Here is a 15591-nt window from a genome sequence, read left to right as displayed (position 1 = left end):
CGCTCCTCCTCAGGAAAATTGCGCGGCGACGGCAGGGCGCGCCAGCGGCTGGTTGGGTACGTAGAAAGCGATCTCGGTGCCGGGGTTAAGCTGGCGGATTTGCAGCCCTTCGCCGTAGAGCAGTTTCACCCGGTGATGCACGTTCAGCAGGCCGATTTTATTGCCCGGCATCTCGTCCGCCTCGACCCGCGCCACCACGTCAGGGTCAATACCGTGCCCGGTATCGCGCACCGCGATGCGCACCCGGCTACCGGACTCGGTCACGCTAATCGTTACCACGCCTTTGCCTTTACAGGGCTGGATACCATGCACAATCGCGTTTTCCACCAGCGGCTGGATCAGCAGGCTCGGCACCACGCAGTTCACCTCTTCGTCGATGTCATAAATCACCGTCAGCTTATCGCCGAAGCGCGCCTGTTCAATGGCGATGTAATCTTTAATCTGGTACAGCTCTTTTTTGATATCAATCAGCTCGTCATCTTTTAATTCAATGTTGTAGCGCAAATAGCGCGAGAGATTGAAAATCAGCTGGCGCGCGGTGTCCGGATTAAGCCGGATAGACGACGAAATCGCGTTCAGCGCATTAAACAGGAAATGCGGGTTGATTTTGCTTTGCAGCGCGCGCAGCTCTGCTTTATCGGCCATCTCACGTAGCTGTTCGGCGCGGGACACTTCCAGCTGCGTAGAGATAATCTGCGACAGGCCCACCGCCATCTCCTGGAGCGATGAGGTGATCTGGTGGGCATGGCAGTAATAAATCTTCAGCGTGCCGGTCACGATGCCTTTCTCCCACAGCGGGATCACCAGCATCGAGTGAATTTCCGGGGTGCGATGGGCCTCATCATTGTTTTTGATGATGATCTTCCCGTCATTAATCGCCTGGCGGGTGGTCGGGCTGATGCCATCATCATTTTCCTGATAGTTATGCTCGCCCACGCCCACATAGGCCAGCACATTATCGGTATTGGTGATGGCCACCGCGTCGGCATGAATGTCGCGGCGGATTATCTGGCACACCTGGCGCAGCGCATCGCTGTTAACGTGGCGGAACAGCGGCAGGGTTTTGTTGGCGATATCCAGCGCCAGCTTGGCCTGGCGTGCGGCGCTGGCCTCTTTTTCCCCCTCCACGCTCTGCACCAGCAGGACGATAAAGCCAATCGACACGCTACCCAGAATCATCGGGATGCCGATTTTCGACACGATATCTAATCCCAGTTCGGTGGTTGGGGCCCACGCCACCACCAGGATCATGGTCAGGGTTTCGCACACCATGCCGCCGACGATCCCGATGCGCCAGCGCTGTGCTTTCGGTACCCGCATATGGATCCATCCGGAAAGAAAACCGGCGATGATACTGGTAATCAAACAGGGAATAGAAGTAATGCCGCCGATATCGATCAGGTAACGGTGCACGCCGGCAATCGCGCCGGTAATGATGCCCACCCATGGGCCGAACAGAATGCCGCCCGCCATCACCGCGATGATGCGCACGTTGACCAGCGAGCCTTCCACCGGCACGCCGGACCAGGTGCTGAACAGCGCGAACATTGAAAAGATGGCGGTGACCGCCAGCAGTTCACGCGGCGTGTGGGCGCTTTTATGCAGCAGTTCACGGAACAATCGGATGCGGATCAGGAAGAACAGACAGATCAGCATCAGTGCGGCGCGGTCAAAAACCGCCAGGAGCATATTAAAAATTTCGTGCACGGGGGGAACTCAGATGACAAGCAGAGTGACTATGATAGAAAACCTGGCGCCTGATGAACAGACGCCAGGGTGAATCAGTGGTTAGCCCTGTAGCTGTTGCTTACCGGCAGGAGTGAGATCGGCTTCGGTGGCGCGGCCATCAAAATCCACTTCAAAATCGTCGGCGGCGAAGTCCGGCGGCGATTTACCCTCCACAAACGCCGGCCATTGACGCTTCAGATAGGCGGCGTTTTTTTCGCACCAGGGCGCGGCAGCGATATACATGACGTTGCTGTCGAACTCGCCGTTATGCTCATTTTCCACTGCGTGGATCACATCGCAGTGCCAGAAAACCGTGTCGCCCGGCTCCATATCCGGAATTGAGGATATCCCGGTTAATAAAAGGGGATGCCAGGTGGGGTTAATAGAAAGTGCCCGGCCAGGTTTAGCTTCGCACAGCGAATCGTCCGGCACGTCGTCCTGCAATGCGCGCAGTAAAATATACGCCATGGCGTTGGCCACTGGCAGCAGGGTAAGAGTACCGGCGTGTTTACGCTGTTCGGAGAGCGCGGTCCAGCCCTGGAAGGTGCGGAACATCGAGCACACCGCCGGGGAGGGGATTTCACGCGCTTCGGTACGGCCTTCTGCATCAAACGGATTGTAGCGCTGCCATTCGCCGCTGAATACGTGACGGTAAACGTGACGGAAATTCTCATCAAGCCAGCGCTCTACCGAACCGCCGTCCACGTGTGGTGACAGGCCTAACGAGCCAGAGCGGGGCGGACGGCGGCGGGTACGATCCGCATAGCTCACCACCCGGTTCGGGTCAAAATGCTGTTTGCCGTTGCTTTCGGTCTGCCAGAGATTATTGAGAAACACCTGCGCCGCTTTCATGCGCGCATCCTGACGGGCTTCCACCTGAGGCTTCGACCAGTAAATGCCGTAAATTTGCGGTTTACTGTCGGCAAGCGTGCCGAAATAGTTATCTTCCGCCGCATTCTTGAGCTTTTCGACAAAGTTATTGCGTTCCAGATAGTTGCCCACTTCGTCATTCCATGCCCGGGCGGTCTGTTCCGGGAAGACGCCTTTGATAACGCAGCAACCGCGCTGGCGAATAAGGGCTTTTTGCTGCTCAGAAATGCGGTCAGCGACAATATCATCGGCATGGATCTGCGGCACCGGGTTTTCACCACGCGCCTGCTCAGCGCGGATCGCGTCGATCTGACGTGAAATATCGGCTTCCAGTTGCTGGAACACCTGCTGATAGTGCGGCAGATCGCGACGAAGCTGTTGTTTTATCTCGCGAATGGCGGTGGGAAGATCGTCAATGTGTAGGGGCATGATGATGACTCCGGCTGAAGAGAATGAGAGGTTATTGTTTTGTTGCGACAGGGTTAATATATAGCCGGATAATCGAATAAAACAGGGATGAGTTTCAAATGAAGGTTCCGGTTTTTTCCTCCTCAATTATTTTTTAAAAAGCCTCTCGACAGAACAAAATTTTTCAGGCTATTTTCTTTACAGGCCACATCAGTGGCAGCGTCGCTCGGACGGTCCGGGCGCTTACGTAACTTCGAGGAATCTATGGCTGACTTCAGTCCCAAACGCCGTTTTTCGCGTATCGATCGTCTTCCCCCGTACGTTTTTAACATTACCGCTGAACTGAAAATGGCTGCGCGTCGGCGCGGCGAAGATATTATCGATTTCAGTATGGGCAACCCCGATGGCGCGACCCCGCCGCATATCGTCGAGAAACTCTGCACCGTGGCCCAGCGCCCCGACACGCACGGTTATTCCACCTCGCGCGGCATTCCGCGTTTGCGCCGGGCGATTTCCCGCTGGTATCAGGATCGCTATCAGGTGGATATCGATCCGGAAAGCGAAGCCATCGTGACGATTGGCTCCAAAGAGGGGTTGGCGCATTTGATGCTGGCGACGCTGGATCACGGCGATACGGTGCTGGTGCCGAACCCCAGTTACCCGATTCATATTTACGGCGCGGTGATTGCCGGCGCGCAGGTGCGCTCGGTGCCGCTGGTGGAAGGGGTGGACTTCTTTAACGAACTGGAACGCGCCATTCGTGAGAGCTATCCGAAACCGAAAATGATGATTCTGGGCTTCCCGTCGAACCCGACGTCGCAATGCGTGGAGCTGGAGTTTTTTGAGAAAGTGGTGGCGCTGGCGAAACGCTATGACGTGCTGGTGGTGCACGATCTGGCCTATGCGGACATCGTCTACGACGGCTGGAAAGCGCCGTCGATTATGCAGGTGCCGGGCGCGCGCGATGTGGCGGTGGAGTTTTTCACCCTGTCAAAAAGCTACAACATGGCGGGCTGGCGCATCGGCTTTATGGTGGGCAATCAGGAACTGGTCAGCGCCCTGGCGCGGATCAAAAGCTATCACGATTACGGCACCTTTACCCCGTTACAGGTCGCGGCCATCGCGGCGCTGGAAGGCGATCAGCAGTGCGTGCGTGATATTGCCGAACAGTACAAACGCCGCCGCGATGTGCTGGTGAAAGGTCTGCACGAAGCGGGCTGGATGGTGGAAATGCCGAAAGCGTCAATGTACGTATGGGCCAAAATCCCCGAGCCCTACGCGGCGATGGGCTCGCTGGAATTCGCCAAAAAATTGCTACAGGACGCCAAAGTGTGCGTATCGCCGGGCATCGGCTTCGGTGATTACGGCGACACCCACGTGCGTTTCGCGCTGATTGAAAACCGCGATCGTATCCGTCAGGCGGTGAGGGGCATCAAAGCGATGTTCCGCGCCGACGGGCTGCTGCCGGTATCGACTAAAAATACGTTGGAAAATCAGCCATAAAAACGACAACAGGAGCCAAATGGCTCCTGTTTTTTGACCGGCTCAGGCTTCAGACTAAATCATCAGCGCAAAAGTACCGGCCCAGAGAACGACCATTACTGAAACGCCCATAAATAAATATTTCACGTCACTCACTCCGCGCATCGCATGACACGCCACAATTAACGTCAGGTCTCATTATAGAAAGGTAAAACCGCACGCATTTCACTTTGGGACAAATCCCTGGTGTGCCTGCCGCTTCGCCTGGATTTGGGGATGTGCCTCACATCCGGGCGCTAATCTACGCTTAATTTTCAGGGTTAACAAGCCGGCAAGGGCGGAAAAACGTCTTTTTTTCGAGCAGGGTTTTGTGCGGTGTAACCTTATGTTAAATCAGGGGATTTGTTTGTGACTTAAGCAAAACTGAAACGTGAAAGTAGCTGGGGTGAAGAGGAGAGGGGAATGGCGTCGCTTGCAAAAAAATGACGCCATGTTTGCGAAATAGTTATGCGGCGCTATGGGGTTTAAACGTTATATCACCCTGTCCCGCCAGCAGCCCTTCCACAGAGATATCTTCATCAAGTTCATCCCAGTGAATACCCCGGGGACTTAATTCAAAATTACTTCGCGCTTGCGGGCTGGCTCGCAGCAGCCTGGGAAACCATGCCAGAGGCACGCCCAACGTACGGGCATCGCTGAGCTCGACCCACATATGGAACTCGTCAAATTTTACGTTCTTAGCCGAAATAGTCATTCCAGGCCTCCATCAGCATAGTGTGGTTTTCTTCAACGACACCGAGCAATTCTTTCAGATCTCGGGCATTAAAACCGTCGTTACGTGCTAAAAGCACCCCAGGTGTTAACCAGAATTTAGCTTCCTCTTCTACACCACGCACATGAATATGCGCAGGTTCACGGGGATCGCCTTCGTTTGAATAGAAAAAGAAACGATATCCTTTGAACCTTAGTATGACAGGCATAAATAAGTTCTCAACGTGACGGACGTTTATGCTGTCACTATAGGACTATCGATTTCTCAACTCAACGCTGATGGCAATTTGTTCGAACGAAAGTATATAGATTATCGGTGGCGATTCAGGGAAAACATTTATTTCGTTTCTGAAGCGAATTTCAGGAATTACAAAAGATAAAAAAATCTTTGGCAGGGAAGCAACAGCAATTGTTCTGCCAAAAACGTAGCTTATCGGTAGCTACCCAAAACATCGTTTCAGATCATTACGTCAGGCACTATTCTGTGTAAAATCAGAGCTAACCCAATTTCGTGGAGTGCCCTGCTATGGCTGGCGTGAACAAAACGCACCTGACTGAAACGGATATCATCAGCAAATTTATCCTTCCTGCGGTTAAGGAGGCAGGCTGGGATGATTTGGCGCAAATTCGTCAGGAAGTAAAACTGCGTGATGGCAAGATTGTCGTGCGTGGCAAATTGGCCTCACGTATCAAAGTTAAATCTGCCGATATCGTGCTGTATCACAAGCCTAACTTGCCACTGGCAGTTATCGAAGCCAAGGCTAACAAGCACGCCATCAGCAAAGGGATGCAGCAGGGGCTGGACTACGCCAGTCTGCTCGATGTTCCCTTTGTATTTGCCTCCAACGGTGATGGGTTTGTCTTTCACGATAAAACCAATCCGCAGCAGCTCGAATCTGAAATTTCGCTCAGCGATTTCCCAACACCTGAACAACTCTGGCAAAAATACTGTATCTGGAAAGGATTCACTCAGGAGCAGTTGCCGGTTATTAGCCAGGACTATTACGACGACGGCAGCGGGAAGTCTCCGCGTTATTATCAAATGCAGGCGATTAACCGAACGGTGGATGCCGTCTCGGCTCGAAAGAATCGTATTCTGCTGGTCATGGCAACCGGTACGGGCAAAACGTATACCGCATTCCAGATAATCTGGCGGCTGTGGAAGGCCAAAAACAAAAAACGCATTCTATTCCTTGCGGACCGCAACATTCTGGTTGATCAAACTAAACGTAACGACTTTCAGCCGTTCGGTAATGCGATGACTAAAGTTACCGGACGTACCATCGATCCGGCTTATGAGGTGCATCTGGCGCTGTATCAGGCCATTACCGGGCCGGAAGAACATCAAAAAGCCTATAAACAGGTGGCACCGGATTTCTTTGACCTGATTGTGATTGACGAATGCCATCGCGGCAGCGCGTCTGAAGATTCTGCCTGGCGAGAGATTCTGGAGTATTTCGGCAGCGCCACTCAGGTTGGACTGACGGCAACGCCAAAAGAAACGGAAGACGTTTCTAATATCGACTATTTCGGTGAGCCAGTTTACACCTATTCGCTGAAAGAGGGCATTGAAGACGGTTTTCTCGCACCTTACAAAGTCGTGCGCGTTGATATCGACGTTGACGTCCAGGGCTGGCGACCTATTAAAGGCCAGTTAGATAAATACGGCGAAGAGATTGAAGACCGTATCTACAACCTGAAAGATTTTGACCGCACGCTGGTGATTGATGAGCGCACCATGCTGGTGGCGCAGACCATTACCGATTACCTGAAACGTACCAACCCGATGGATAAAACCATCGTTTTTTGCAACGACATCGATCACGCCGATCGAATGCGCCATGCGCTGGTGGTGCTCAATCCTGAGCAGGTGTTGAAGAACGAAAAGTACGTGATGAAGATCACCGGCGACGATGATATCGGCAAGGCGCAACTGGATAACTTTATCAATCCTAAAAAAGCTTACCCTGTTATTGCGACAACGTCAGAGTTGATGACCACCGGCGTTGATGCGCAGACCTGTAAGCTGGTGGTACTGGATCAAAACATTCAGTCGATGACCAAGTTTAAACAGATCATTGGGCGCGGCACACGCATCAACGAAAAACACGGCAAGCTGTGGTTCACTATTCACGATTTCAAAAAAGCGACTGAACTGTTTGCCGACCCCCGCTTTGATGGCCTGCCAGAAAAAGTGCTGGTGGTGAAACCCGGCGATATTTCTGACAAAGATTCAGACTTCAATGAACAACTGGATGCAGAGAATAACGCGGATGACGGTGATAAAAATTCCAGTGAAGCGCGAGAAGACGTCGCTGACTATCAGGTTAATCGTGATAAGCAAGCGGGCAACGGTGAGTTCCATGACGATGATGAAAACAAAGTTCGCAAATTCTATGTGAATGGCGTGGATGTAAAAGTACTGGCTAAGCGCGTTCAGTATTACGATTCTGACGGCAAACTGGTGACCGAGTCTTTTCAGGATTACACCCGTAAAACGATGCTCAAAGACAGTGAATACGCTTCGCTGGATAGCTTCGTGCGCAAATGGCAGGATGCGCCACGCAAACAGGTCATCATCGAAGAACTGGAGCAACTGGGGATTCTGTGGGATGTGCTGGCCGAAGAGGTAGGTAAAGATCTCGACCCGTTTGATTTGCTCTGCCATGTGGTGTACGGTCAGCCGCCGTTAACCCGTCAGGAGCGCGCGGCGAATGTGCGTAAGCGTAACTACTTCACCAAATACGCCGAACCGGCGCAGCAGGTTCTTAGCACATTGTTGGACAAATACGCCGATGAAGGTGTGCAGGAAATTGAAGACGTGCAGGTGCTGAAACTGAAGCCGTTCGACACCCTGGGCCGCCCACTTGAGATTATCAAAACCCGTTTTGGTGACAAGAAATCGTATGAGCAAGCCGTTAACGAACTGGAAAACGAAATCTACCAGCTACCCCCGCGCTTAGCCTGATAACCTGTAAATACAGTGCCACTGGCCGCGTCTGCGACCGGTGGCATCCTTTTTTAAGTATGGAAAGAAAACATGTCGATTAGTTCAGTGATTAAATCCCTTCAGGACATTATGCGTAAAGACGCCGGTGTTGACGGCGATGCCCAGCGTCTGGGGCAGCTTTCATGGCTGCTGTTTTTGAAGATTTTTGATACCCAGGAAGAAGAGCTGGAACTGGAGCAGGATGACTACCAGTTCCCGATCCCCCAGCGCTATTTATGGCGTAGCTGGGCGGCGAACAGCGAAGGCATCACCGGTGATGCGTTACTGGAATTTGTCAACGACGACCTGTTCCCGACGTTGAAAAACCTCACCGCGCCGATCGATAAAAACCCGCGTGGCTTTGTGGTCAAACAAGCGTTCAGCGATGCCTACAACTACATGAAAAACGGCACGTTACTGCGCCAGGTGATCAACAAGCTTAACGAAATCGACTTCAGCAGCAGCCAGGAACGCCATCTGTTTGGCGATATCTACGAACAGATCCTGCGCGACCTGCAAAGCGCCGGTAATGCGGGTGAGTTCTATACCCCACGTGCCGTGACGCGTTTTATGGTCAACCGTATTGATCCGAAACTGGGCGAGTCGATTATGGACCCGGCATGTGGTACCGGTGGCTTTCTTGCCTGCGCGTTCGACCATGTGAAAGAGCATTACGTCAACACCACCGAAGACCATAAAACGCTGCAACAGCAGATCTATGGTGTAGAGAAAAAGCAGCTTCCGCATTTGCTGTGTACCACCAATATGCTGCTGCACGGCATTGAAGTGCCGGTGCAAATCCGTCATGACAACACGCTCAACAAGCCACTTTCCTCCTGGGATGATCAGGTTGATGTGATTGTCACCAACCCACCGTTTGGCGGTACCGAAGAAGACGGCATTGAAAAAAACTTCCCTGCAGAGATGCAGACCCGCGAAACCGCCGACCTGTTCCTGCAGTTGATTATCGAAGTGCTGGCCGACAAAGGCCGCGCGGCGGTAGTATTGCCAGACGGTACGCTGTTTGGTGAAGGTGTAAAAACGAAAATCAAAAAACTGCTCACCGAAGAGTGCAACCTGCACACCATTGTGCGGTTACCGAACGGCGTGTTTAACCCGTACACCGGCATCAAAACCAATATTCTGTTCTTCACCAAAGGTCAGCCAACCAAAGAGGTGTGGTTCTATGAGCATCCGTACCCGGACGGCGTGAAGAACTACAGCAAAACCAAACCGATGAAGTTTGAAGAGTTCCAGGCAGAAATCGACTGGTGGGGTCACGAAGCCGATGGTTTTGCCAGCCGCGAAGAGAACAATCAGGCGTGGAAAGTCAGCATCGAAGACATCATCGCCCGTAACTTCAACCTTGATATTAAGAACCCGTACCAGGGTGAAACCATCAGCCACGATCCGGATGAGCTGCTGGCACAGTACCAGAAACAGCAGGCGGAAATCAGCGAGCTGCGTAATCAGTTATGCGATATTCTTGGTGCGGCTCTGGCGGGTAACAAGGGGGCGAACTGATGAGCGTTGAGAAGCTAATTACCGACCATATCGATATCTGGTCTTCTGCGCTGCAAACCCGCTCCACGGTCGGGCGTGGTAGCAATGGCAAAATCGACCTGTATGGCATTAAGAAACTGCGCGAGCTGATTCTGGAGTTGGCGGTGCGTGGCAAACTGGTATCTCAGGATCCGAATGATGAACCGGCGTCTGAGTTGTTAAAGCGTATTGCTGATGAGAAAGCGGAACTGGTCAAGCAGGGGAAAATTAAAAAGCAGAAGCCGCTATCTGAAATTAGCGAGGATGAGAAGCCGTTTGAATTGCCGGAGGGGTGGGAGTGGACAAGGTTAGGGGATATTGTAAAAGTATCGTCAGGTGATGGATTGACATCAAGTCAAATGGAAGTGTCAGGTGATATTCCTGTATACGGTGGAAATGGAATCAATGGTTACCATGATTCATTTAATGTAAGTAAAAGAACCTTAGTAATTGGAAGAGTAGGATTTTATTGTGGGTCTATTCATGTAACGCCAAGCCGAGCATGGGTCACAGATAATGCTTTCAAAACAGAATTCTCTGAGGTGAATCTATATTTGGATTTTCTGAGAGTATTACTTACGATAACGAACCTCAAAGAAAATGAGAATGCTACTGCCCAACCTGTGATTTCTGGAAAGAAAATATATCCTATAGTTGTTGCAATTCCACCATACCAAGAACAGAGAAGTATCGTAAAGAAAGTAGAGGAGTTAATGTTCCTCTGCGAACAACTGGAACAGCAATCCCTGACCAGCTTGGACGCGCATCAGCAACTGGTTGAAAACCTACTGTCAACGCTAACCGATAGCCAAAACGCAGAAGAACTCGCCGAAAACTGGGCGCGAATCAGCCAGCATTTCAACACGCTGTTTACCACCGAAGCGAGTATCGATGCACTTAAACAAACGATTCTGCAACTGGCAGTTATGGGAAAACTGGTGCCGCAGGATCCTAACGATGAACCGGCATCTGAACTGCTTAAACGTATAGAGCAGGAAAAAGCGCAACTGGTGAAAGAAGGTAAAATTAAAAAACAAAAACCGTTGCCGTCAGTGAGTGATCAAGAAAAACTTTTTGAGTTGCCAGAGGGTTGGGAGTGGGCCACGCTTTCGCATTTAGGTTCTTTTGCCGGTGGTAAAACCCCTAGCAAGATGAGAGGTGATTATTGGGAAGGTGATATCCCTTGGGTAACACCAAAGGATATGAAAACGCCGTTAATAACCACTTCAGAGGACTTTGTTACTGATTTGGCAATTGAAGATGGTTTGAGCAAATTCTCTCCGGGTAGTTTGTTATTTGTAGCAAGAAGTGGAATTCTGAGAAGGACATTTCCTGTTGCAATAACAGCGATTGAATGCACCGTTAATCAAGATATAAAAGTTTTAACACCTTTTGTTTTAAATATTAATAGTTATATCTTCCTGATGATACGTGGATTTGAAACACATATACTGAAGAACCTTACTAAGGTTGGTACAACTGTCGAAAGTCTGTTATTCGATGAGTTTGCTTCCCATCCTTTTATGCTCCCCCCCTTAGAGGAGCAATTACGTATCACTAATAGAGTCAATGGAATGATGAAGTTGTGTGATACCCTCAAATCTCGTCTGCAATCCGCCCAACAAACCCAGCTCCACATGGCGGATACACTCACAGACGCAGCATTAAACTAAGGAACAGATGATGCCGGTTCATCATGCTATCTGGCGGATAGGAGAGACTCCCCAGCCGCTGACCATCAGCAAACTCGCCAGCGAGCAACTGTTGGAGAAGATGATTTTAAACGATCCCACTATCCTCTCCGATCAGTGGATGATTATTGGGCATCAGGAAAATACCCTCGATAAAGGGCGTATCGATCTGCTGGCTATCGCGCCGGATGCCTCGCTGATCCTGATTGAGCTTAAGCGCGATCGCACGCCGCGTGAAGTGGTTGCTCAGGCGCTGGATTACGCCTCCTGGGTGGATGATTTAACCGCCGATCGTTTGTCGCAAATTTATGAAAAATTCTCCGGCGGCGGCAATCTGGGAGATGCATTTCAGCAACGCTTCAATGCTGAACTTGAAGACGACGCCATCAACAAGTCACACCAGATAATCATCGTCGCGGCAGAGCTGGACCCTTCTACCGAACGCATCGTCGACTATTTGAGTAAATACGGAATCTCGATTAACGTCCTGTTCTTCAAGGTGTTCCAGTATGGTGACGAGCAGTTCCTGAGCCGAACCTGGCTTATCGATCCTGGCGAAACGCAAACCAATGCCGCACAGGCCACGGCTACCAGCGCCAACGCGAAAGAACCCTGGAACGGCGAGTTTTACGTCTCGTTTGGCAATTCAAACGGTCGCGTCTGGGAAGAGGCGCGCCGCTATGGGTTTATCAGCGCGGGGGGCGGAAGCTGGTACAGTCAGACGTTAAAACAGCTTCAGCCTGGCAATCGTGTATGGGTAAAAATCCCGGCGACCGGTTACGTCGGCGTCGGTATTGTACAGAGCGCCGTTGAGCCTGCCAGTAGCTTCACCATCAACACTGACGACGGCGAAAAGCGGGCGATGGATGTGCTTAAATACAGCGATCTCTATCACCGGAATGCGGATGACCCCGACAAGTCCGAGTATTTTGTCCCCGTGAAATGGCTGGAAACCCGCGGTGAGCAAGAGGCCGTGAACGAGGTCGGTTTCTTTGGTAATCAGAACACGGTATGTAAACCTACTACGCCGAAATGGCGACATACTATCGAGAAACTAAAGCGTGTTTTTTTACGCTGGGATACTGAACGGGCTGAGTAAGAGAGGCTGGAATGAGGTCGGTTAAAAGAAAGACCGACCTGATAAAAGTGGTTTGGTAAACATCAACTCTAAATACACAGTATTTTTTATTAGAGGTTGTGTTGTTTGAGGCGGTTATCTCACCGCTGTAAATTTGCAGCGTTTACTGAGATTTTTTTAATCGTTCAAGAGGAATTTATGAACACAGCAGAATTAGGGCAGTTAGCTGTATTACAGAAATTAACCAGCCTTGGGGCCAGAAATATTGTCGTTCAAAAAGAGGGCAACAAGTCATTCATCATTTTTGAATCCCCTAACTGTAAGACGTGTAAAGTGCCGACAAGAATCACGAACGACCGAATATGGCACTGAGTGGTTTCACGCAGATGCAGCATATTCAACGCATGACCTGATTCTACTTATTACCTCCGTTAAAAATGGGGGGGGTACCACTTGTCTGGACATAAGTTTCACCGTTAATATTTATGAATTGTTTACCATTAAGGTTACCCCTAACAATTATCGCTATATTTTTATACACACATTTTTCATGCTTCCCATTAATATCATCAAAGCAGGTATAATCATCGATAGAACCATCCCTTGTTCCTTTTGGTAATTCTTCATAACCATCAAAGTTCATGATGGCAACAGTGAAGTTATAAGGTACATTAATAATTTGATATTTTCGCTGAAGTAATTCCTTGTTTTTCACCCACCATTTTAATTTCCCTTGTGTTGTCATTGGCAAATGTTCTACAAAAACCGTACCATTATCCACTCTGACTATTTTTGTTGGTCTGAAAATAATCCATATGCAGTATGCAGTTATAAAAATAACTAAAATAGCTCCAATCCTTTTATAATTTAACATTGGTTTCTCCTGTCAATGTTATATTAGCTTCAAAATTAGTGAAAAATGGTTTTTGAGCTAGATGCTTTGCTCGCTGAAGGACAAACCAGATCCTGGAAAAGATCTTTGATCACCCCCTGATAAGAGCCATGGAAAGAAAATATATACGATTGAATTCTTAACTCGTCATAGAGAATCGCAATGGCTTTTTCTCGGCTTACGGCAGGGATTGAATTTAGGTAGGGATGTTTATAAGATGGACTATAAGTTGTCCAGTCAATGAATGTTGATACTTGCCCGAGATGGTAATGATTTTTTAGTATAGCAGTATTAATATCGCCGCTTTGCATATCATCGGTATTTCTGTCATTGAATCTTTTTTTGGTGGTGAAGATTATCAATTTATTATCGATTGCGTTCATTCAAATTAAATCCCTTTCTGTCAAATGTATAATAACTATACATTTATACTCTTATGGTGCAATCAGGGTTTTGCTTAGCCTTTCCAAATTGAGAATATATTAGTGAATTTGATTGCGACTTAAGTAAAAATGGAACGGGAAAGTAGCGGGTGTGTAAAGTAGAAGAAAAATGGCGGCCGGTAAGGTAAGGAACGCCATTTTGAGAAAATAAACATGAGCGTTTTTGGTTATAATATCTACTCAGCGTACCTGCTGTTGTCGGTTGTAGCCAACGGGACGACTCCAGTCGTCGTCATATTTAATATTCCCTGCAATGTAAAACCACTCAATACCCGCATAAGAAATGACAATATTTTCCATCATACCGGGGGTATGAGAACCTGGCATATATGCGTGCGCAGCATCAAGGCTCATGATAACAATGCTGGTCAGCGTAACGCGGTAAATTTCGTATTCAATCCCTGCGTCGTTAATGTCATAATAGTGGATCACGGCCTTTTGCAATCGGCGGCTCTGGCACAACGCCACGGCAAAAAATGGTGAGGTTTTATCAATCTCTTTGTGCAGTTTAAATCCATTGTGCTGACGAGCTCCCATAAGCTTGCCAGTGTTGGAACAAGTCACCTGGTACATGCTGTACCCGCTATTCATAATCTCAATTGCGCCTTCACGACCCAGCGCCTGGCAACTGCCTTTAATCTGTTGCCCATTCTCGTCATAAATATACATGTAGGCTGGTAATGACATCATTGCTCTCCTGCTTGAGTACTGAGTACTTGTCCGTTTTTGTCGATAAAGAAGTTGTAGCGGTAGTTCTCTCCGTTCAGCGTGTATGACGTGGCATAGATGTAGCCAGGGGTTAGCGGTAATTTTACGCATGATTCAGGATAGGAGAGCGTTACGCGCGACTTTTCCGCTAATGTCTTGTAGTCGCTACCCTGCTCTGAATAGACGCCGTAGCGGCTTAGAACATCTGATTTATTCACGGAGAAGCAAAGTAAATCGTTCAGTATGGGAAAGCTACGCCATGCGGGCAACCGGTCTCCTGCGCCACATCCAGTCAGCACAAGCAAGACAGGGATCAATAGGTATCGTTTCAATGCGGAAATCTCCCCAATACTTTTTTGTAGCGGGCCATGAGACTAAGAGCAGACTCAGAAGGGTTGTAATCTTTCAAGCGGTACAAATCCGTCCGGTTGCCAAATCCATACGTTTTAAGTAGCCAATAATCAGCAACCAATGCGGCCTGCTGCTCCAATCCATAATCCAAAAGAGTAGCTTTATCCAGTGAGTATTCGTAATCAACGGCCCAGGAGAACAATCCCCGGGTTCTCACCATCATTCCACGTTGGTGCTGCCAGACATGCATCATTTCATGTAAAAATAGATGCTGTCCGCCCACACGATCATTATTTGTATGTGGCTGCGAAAAATCAGGCTCATAAGAACCTTCCTGAAAGTAAAGTTCGCCGTTTGGCGTCATGGCGTAATTGTTCTTTTGTAGGTTAAACGGTAGATAGCTGCTGCGGTGGATCCAGACTTCGTTATAACGGATGCTAAAAGCGTAAAGTGTGCGCGCCAGGTTAATTTCACCCAGCGTCAGTAACCGTAATCCGCCCCGATCTATGTCGTTCATTTCTCTTATCACTTAAGGCCACCTTTTAGGGTCAAAAAAACTTCTTAACTCCTTTTCGGGATGAGATGAGGTAGAAAAATGCTGACTGATAAGAAATCAGATTCTGTAAATATTATTCAGT

15 protein-coding genes and 1 pseudogene are annotated in these 15591 nt (G+C 49.3%); 5 read left to right on the top strand and 11 right to left on the bottom strand.

The genetic code is table 11. The features are described 5' to 3' along the window. Positions 1 to 9: 9 nt before the first annotated feature. Together FHW74_RS04715 and FHW74_RS04710 are read right to left on the bottom strand one after the other, a co-directional pair. Positions 10 to 1707, bottom strand: coding sequence for a sensor histidine kinase (locus FHW74_RS04715; RefSeq protein WP_183169366.1), 1698 nt, complete (start codon positions 1705 to 1707; stop codon positions 10 to 12). An 81-nt stretch (positions 1708 to 1788) separates the two neighbouring features. Continuing rightward, positions 1789 to 3030 carry a DUF1479 domain-containing protein gene (locus FHW74_RS04710; RefSeq protein ID WP_183169446.1) on the bottom strand — a complete coding sequence of 414 codons (1242 nt, stop codon included), beginning with the start codon at positions 3028 to 3030 and terminating at the stop codon, positions 1789 to 1791. 240 nt (positions 3031 to 3270) lie between these two features. Between FHW74_RS04710 and alaC the strand changes: the two genes are divergently transcribed. Then, positions 3271 to 4509 (top strand): alanine transaminase, encoded by a 1239-nt coding sequence (gene alaC / locus FHW74_RS04705; RefSeq protein ID WP_183169365.1) that lies wholly within the window; start codon positions 3271 to 3273, stop codon positions 4507 to 4509. A gap of 54 nt (positions 4510 to 4563) precedes the next feature. Here the strand turns inward: alaC and ypdK are convergent, their stop codons facing one another. The 3 genes from ypdK to FHW74_RS04690 all read right to left on the bottom strand — a co-directional run bounded on the left by ypdK (position 4564) and on the right by FHW74_RS04690 (position 5468). Further along, positions 4564 to 4653 carry a membrane protein YpdK gene (gene ypdK / locus FHW74_RS22985; protein ID WP_203122160.1) on the bottom strand — a complete coding sequence of 30 codons (90 nt, stop codon included), beginning with the start codon at positions 4651 to 4653 and terminating at the stop codon, positions 4564 to 4566. 340 nt (positions 4654 to 4993) lie between these two features. Further along, on the bottom strand, positions 4994 to 5242 hold the full coding sequence (locus FHW74_RS04695; protein ID WP_183169364.1) for a DUF2442 domain-containing protein: 249 nt from the start codon (positions 5240 to 5242) through the stop codon (positions 4994 to 4996). Continuing rightward, complete coding sequence (locus FHW74_RS04690; RefSeq protein ID WP_183169363.1) at positions 5226 to 5468, bottom strand: DUF4160 domain-containing protein; 243 nt, start codon at positions 5466 to 5468, stop codon at positions 5226 to 5228. The genes FHW74_RS04695 and FHW74_RS04690 overlap by 17 nt, the downstream gene beginning before the upstream one ends. 317 nt (positions 5469 to 5785) lie before the next feature. On the opposite strand from FHW74_RS04690, the gene hsdR reads away from it, so the two are divergent. From hsdR to FHW74_RS04670, 4 genes are all read left to right on the top strand, one after another. After that, positions 5786 to 8227, top strand: a complete 2442-nt coding sequence (hsdR, locus tag FHW74_RS04685) for an EcoAI/FtnUII family type I restriction enzme subunit R (protein ID WP_183169362.1) — start codon at positions 5786 to 5788, stop codon at positions 8225 to 8227. Between the two features lie 72 nt (positions 8228 to 8299). Beyond that, positions 8300 to 9772 carry an N-6 DNA methylase gene (locus FHW74_RS04680; RefSeq protein ID WP_183169361.1) on the top strand — a complete coding sequence of 491 codons (1473 nt, stop codon included), beginning with the start codon at positions 8300 to 8302 and terminating at the stop codon, positions 9770 to 9772. Next, complete coding sequence (locus tag FHW74_RS04675) at positions 9772 to 11463, top strand: restriction endonuclease subunit S (RefSeq protein ID WP_183169360.1); 1692 nt, start codon at positions 9772 to 9774, stop codon at positions 11461 to 11463. The genes FHW74_RS04680 and FHW74_RS04675 overlap by 1 nt, the downstream gene beginning before the upstream one ends. 10 nt (positions 11464 to 11473) lie before the next feature. Beyond that, positions 11474 to 12580: a nuclease gene (locus tag FHW74_RS04670; RefSeq protein WP_183169359.1), complete on the top strand. Its 1107-nt coding sequence runs from the start codon at positions 11474 to 11476 to the stop codon at positions 12578 to 12580. Positions 12581 to 12974: 394 nt separating this feature from the next. Here FHW74_RS04670 and FHW74_RS04665 read toward each other — a convergent pair whose 3' ends face one another. From FHW74_RS04665 to FHW74_RS04645, 6 genes and pseudogenes are all read right to left on the bottom strand, one after another. Further along, entirely contained in the window at positions 12975 to 13433 is a 459-nt protein-coding gene (locus FHW74_RS04665; RefSeq protein WP_183169358.1) for a DUF943 family protein, read from the bottom strand. After that, positions 13420 to 13524 (bottom strand): DUF3289 family protein, encoded by a 105-nt coding sequence (locus tag FHW74_RS22810; RefSeq protein ID WP_370527969.1) that lies wholly within the window; start codon positions 13522 to 13524, stop codon positions 13420 to 13422. Before FHW74_RS22810 ends, FHW74_RS04665 begins: the two co-directional genes overlap by 14 nt. 69 nt (positions 13525 to 13593) lie before the next feature. Next, positions 13594 to 13762, bottom strand: a pseudogene (locus tag FHW74_RS22980) (hypothetical protein); the annotation flags it as partial. Between the two features lie 312 nt (positions 13763 to 14074). Continuing rightward, positions 14075 to 14584, bottom strand: a complete 510-nt coding sequence (locus tag FHW74_RS04655; protein WP_370527948.1) for an Hcp family type VI secretion system effector — start codon at positions 14582 to 14584, stop codon at positions 14075 to 14077. Then, positions 14581 to 14919 (bottom strand): putative T6SS immunity periplasmic lipoprotein, encoded by a 339-nt coding sequence (locus tag FHW74_RS04650; protein ID WP_370527967.1) that lies wholly within the window; start codon positions 14917 to 14919, stop codon positions 14581 to 14583. The genes FHW74_RS04655 and FHW74_RS04650 overlap by 4 nt, the downstream gene beginning before the upstream one ends. Positions 14920 to 14930: 11 nt before the next feature. Beyond that, positions 14931 to 15470, bottom strand: coding sequence for a DUF4157 domain-containing protein (locus FHW74_RS04645; protein WP_221192216.1), 540 nt, complete (start codon positions 15468 to 15470; stop codon positions 14931 to 14933). Positions 15471 to 15591 lie beyond the last annotated feature (121 nt).

Origin of the sequence: Atlantibacter sp. RC6, assembly GCF_014193285.1 — a bacterium.
Lineage (GTDB): Bacteria > Pseudomonadota > Gammaproteobacteria > Enterobacterales > Enterobacteriaceae > Atlantibacter.
Note: the sequence above shows the minus strand (reverse complement) of the source record. Positions and strands in the feature narration are given on the sequence as shown.